The organism is Nitrospira sp. BLG_2 (assembly GCF_049222245.1).
In genome coordinates this window covers 1-4,216 of record NZ_JBLYIG010000679.1, presented here as the reverse complement: position 1 = coordinate 4,216, position 4,216 = coordinate 1, and the positions used below count along the sequence as shown (strand labels likewise).

Genomic DNA, 4,216 nt, shown 5'->3' with positions numbered 1-4,216 from the left:
GCCTAAAAAGATAGTCATCATGTCTCGAGGCCGGATGCCTACATAAGATTATGTATTCATGTCCCTGAACCTAGGATGCTTCCCAGTATCATTACCACAAATCTGGATTGCCATGTTGCCGGGCAGTTGCTCGGGATACTCCGAGTAGGCCTCAGGGCTCGCCATCGATATCGTAAAGGTATGCGTTGGCTGGGTCTTATTTTATGGCTGAGTGTGCTGGCTTCCCCTGTCGAGGCGGCAGATATTACGCCGGTGCCTGGATCGCCTCCCTCTTCAACTCCTCAAGATCTTTTGCCCGAGAAATCAGTTCCGGACGCCCCTCCTAGCACGCGCGATCCTGGCATGGTGAAACAGCCCGAGACGGCTCCCCACCCGGACTCTGTCGTGACGCCGCCTGTGATCGACCCCAAAATGGCCATCGATCCGGAGGCAAGGACCGAAGAGGAGCGCCATCCGACACGTCCGCCTGAACAGACCTTACCGCCCGTGCCGCCTAAAAAATAACGGACAAGGATAGCTATGCCCATCACTCCGGATGCCGAGAAAGATATCAAGGATATGATGGTGGCCGGTTGCCGTGTGCAGATTTTCTTTCGTGCAATCGAACGAGAACAATGGATCGTCCAGGGCACTGTGAGATGCGGAGTTGACGACCATGCCGCTGAACGGTCCTTTCGTACAGCTTCCTATCCTACGCGCGAGGAAGCTGAACAAGAGGCTCTGAGACAAGCGGCTGAGCTATTGGGAAACAACGTGGATAGAAATACCAGCCGGGTCAACAATGTGGACGAAGGGAGGAGCAGGATTGCATGCCAATGATCGGACAAGCAATTCCGGAAGGGACGTATCAGACCTACCATCAAAATAAGATCCAATCGGTGACACTCCAGAGCTATCGCGGCCATTGGCTGGTCTTGGTGTTTTATCCGGGTGACTTCACCTTCATCTGCCCCACGGAATTGGAAGATCTCGGGATGCTGTATCCGGAGTTTCAGAAGTTGGATGCCGAAGTACTGGGCATCAGCACCGATTCCGTCTACGTGCATAAAGCGTGGCGTGACACCTCTCCTGCAGTGAAGGGGCTGCCTTTTCCGTTGGTCGCCGATCCGAGCGGACGTCTAGCCCAGCGGCTCGGCGTGTATCTGTCACAGGAGGGAGTGGCACTGCGAGGCAGCTTCGTGTTCGACCCGGATGGAAAACTATGCGCGTATGAAGTTCATGACAATTCAATCGGACGCAACATGGAAGAGCTGCTTCGAAAAGTGCAAGCGGCTGCCTTCGTTCGTGAAAACGGGGGTATCGAAGTCTGCCCCGCCGGATGGAAGCCTGGCGAAAAGACGCTGAAGCCGGGCCTCGATCTGGTCGGGAAAATTTAGTCACGATGAGAGCGTCGTATTGGGTGCCCCAATGGACATCTCGCCAGATCGAACTTTCGAAAAGAAAAAGTTCTTGTATAGCCTCTGCTTCGCCATGCTGATAGTGGGGTTAATGGGCTGTGTGCCGAGGGCGACTCAGAACTCTTTGTCACAGCAAACGGGAGAACCGGGAAGCACCATCGTTAGAACCGCGCCTCCTTACCATCACTATCCCAATACCGCCGGCAACATCGTGGCCCCGCCTGGCAATCCGGCCGGCAATCCCGCCGGGTCTCCACCGATTATCAATGGGACAGAAAATTCATCCGGCGGGTGGCCCGCAGGGAGATAAATCGCTCTCGATTTGCCGCCCATCGGCAAGTAAGGGGCGCTCCTTGCACCGACTTTTCAGCCGGTGTTAAGATCGGACCATAAAAGCCTGAGGTTCAAGATCTAGGTTGAGTGTACGAACATATGCCTATTCATCCTGATCGGTATTCTCAGCCTCAACGTGAGCCTTATTCATTACTGGTCTGACGATGCCGAATATCACCTTACTTGTGTCACCCAGCTGTGGTGCCTGTCCGTCTGCCAAGAGCTTGTGGAAGCAGCTGAGGGTTAAATACAGCTTCTCCTATCGTGAAGTGGATATTACAACGAAGGATGGGCAGGATCTTGCCGACCGACATTCTGTCCGTGCCGTGCCTGCCACCATCATCGACGGACGGTTGACGTTTGTCGGAGTGCCGAGTCGCGAGAGCGCGGAAAAGGCCATTCAACTGAAAATCAAACAACGGGAAGGGTGAGGATTCCATGGATGAAGACGATATCGAACTGCCGGTCCTTCCTAAACTCGATAAGGGCCCTCCGCCGGATTGTCCGATCTGTGGCGATCCCATGTCGTTTATCGACGGCGATTGGGCCTGTGTCGACTGCAATGGCGAGCTCTTGGGACCGGAGACCGGGTAGCGTACAATGACTCCCCATGTTGCGGGTCATCACCGGCCGATTTCATCCTGATCTTGAATGTGCTCTCGTCGACCATCTCACGCGTGCCAAGGCAATCGATCCGCTTGCGCCCATCGCGATCTTCGTTCCATCGAAGTCATTAGCTGATCGCCTTCGCGCCCTGTTTGCCGCCGAACACCGGCTGTCACTCCTGAATCTCCACGTGTTGACCTTCCACCAGTTGGCCCTCCGGCTGGCCGGAGAGATATCTGTAGATGGCCTGCTCCCACGGGTCGTCGACGAACTGTTCTTTGAACAATTGGTCCGACACATTGTTCGCAGCAAGCTTTCCGGCCAGGCTCCCTTACAACGGCTCGGGCAATCCTCCGGGACGTGGGGGGCGCTCTGGGCGACGATTCGTGACTTGAAGGATGCCGATGTTGATCCAAGAGAGGCACTGCAAGGCCTCCGTGAAGGCTATTTTGGTGAAGACGACCGGGAGTGGCTCGGCGCGCTCATTTCACTCTACGCAGCGGTGAAGGAAGCGGGCAAGACACTCGGGGTTGGAACGCAAGACGATCTGGCCGAGTCGCTCATCCCGTTTGTCCCGGCGGCATCGTTTCTCCAGCCGTTGAGCGAAGTGTTGTATTACGGGTTCTATGACCTGACCCAGGTGCAGCTGTCGCTTTTTGAAGCCATCAGCCGAGCAAAGGAGACAACGCTGTTTTTCCCGCTGGAGGATGATCCGGCCTGTGGATTCGCGAGGCGATTTTTCGATCGATACATCCGGCCTCTGGTGATGTCGGAGGAGGCGATGATCCGATTGGAACAGGAATCGTCCGTCGCGGCCTCCCCGCCCGCTAAATTCTTCATTCGGAGTGTGATTGGGGCGGAAGAAGAATTAGCGACAACTTGCCGCACGATCCTCGATCTGGTCGAAACACACGGCTATCGATTCGACGAGATCGGCGTCATCGCCCGTACGCTCGATCCGTACAGCCCGTATCTCGGGTTGATCTTCGATCGCCATCGCATCCCATTCTGTACGACCGCGTCGCGGCCGTTGATTCATGAGCCGATCTGCAAGCTCGTCTTGCAGCTGGCCGCTCTGCCGTTGAACGATTTGTATCGCGCGTCGGTCCTCGACATCGTGACGTCTCCGCTCTACGTCACCGATTTGTATGACGAGCTGTCGGAGCCATACCGGCCTGAACAGTGGAGGGTGCTTGCCCAAGCCCTGCACATCACGCATGGACTCGAAGAGTGGAAACGGTTGGAACAGGCGAGCCGGGCCGCATTGGTGCTGGAGAGCGAGGAGGGTTTCGTCGGTTCCCCGGCCATCGCGCCGGAAGTGATCAATCTGCTCTGGCACATCGTCTCGCAACTCGCGCAAGACTGTTCGGCCATTCCATCGCGAGGCACGATCGGCCACATGGTCACGGTTTGTCGGGCACTCGTCGATCGGCGTCTGCGTCGGTCCGATGCAGCGGTATCGACTTCGGAGGAAGTTCAGCGTGCTGGTCAAACGATGACATGGGACGCCATCGATCGAATTTGGACGACCCTCACGGAGTTGGAATCGCTCAATGAGGAAATGACGTGGGCCGAGTTTGTCGAATTGCTGACGCATACCTTCGAGCGGACGACAAAGTCTTTCCCCAATGGCTCGGCTCAAGGGGTGAGGGTGTGCGACGTCATGGCTGCTCGGGGAGTGCCGTTCAAAGCCCTGTTCGTCCTCGGACTGAACGAAAAGGTATTTCCACGTGCTATCCGCGAGGACGCGTTTCTTCGGGATTGTCACCGGCGTGTGCTCGACGCCACGCTCGGATTCAAGATCGATGAGAAGCTGATTGGGTATGAAGAAGAGGCGTTGCTCTTTCACCTGTGCTGTCGGGCTGCCTCTCAGCGTCTGT

6 protein-coding genes are annotated in these 4,216 nt (G+C 56.2%); all 6 read left to right on the top strand.

The window, feature by feature from the left end:
• Positions 1 to 180: 180 nt before the first annotated feature.
• Complete coding sequence (locus tag ACOSYY_RS17980; protein ID WP_421664210.1) at positions 181 to 504, top strand: hypothetical protein; 324 nt, start codon at positions 181 to 183, stop codon at positions 502 to 504.
• Positions 505 to 519: 15 nt separating this feature from the next.
• Complete coding sequence (locus ACOSYY_RS17975) at positions 520 to 819, top strand: hypothetical protein (RefSeq protein ID WP_421664209.1); 300 nt, start codon at positions 520 to 522, stop codon at positions 817 to 819.
• Complete coding sequence (locus ACOSYY_RS17970) at positions 810 to 1,376, top strand: peroxiredoxin (RefSeq protein ID WP_421664208.1); 567 nt, start codon at positions 810 to 812, stop codon at positions 1,374 to 1,376. Before ACOSYY_RS17975 ends, ACOSYY_RS17970 begins: the two co-directional genes overlap by 10 nt.
• Positions 1,377 to 1,894: 518 nt before the next feature.
• On the top strand, positions 1,895 to 2,161 hold the full coding sequence (locus ACOSYY_RS17965; RefSeq protein WP_421664207.1) for a thioredoxin family protein: 267 nt from the start codon (positions 1,895 to 1,897) through the stop codon (positions 2,159 to 2,161).
• 7 nt (positions 2,162 to 2,168) lie between these two features.
• Entirely contained in the window at positions 2,169 to 2,324 is a 156-nt protein-coding gene (locus ACOSYY_RS17960; protein WP_421664206.1) for a hypothetical protein, read from the top strand.
• Positions 2,325 to 2,340: 16 nt separating this feature from the next.
• Positions 2,341 to 4,216: PD-(D/E)XK nuclease family protein (locus ACOSYY_RS17955; protein ID WP_421664205.1), on the top strand; the 1,876-nt coding region annotated here is incomplete at its 3' end.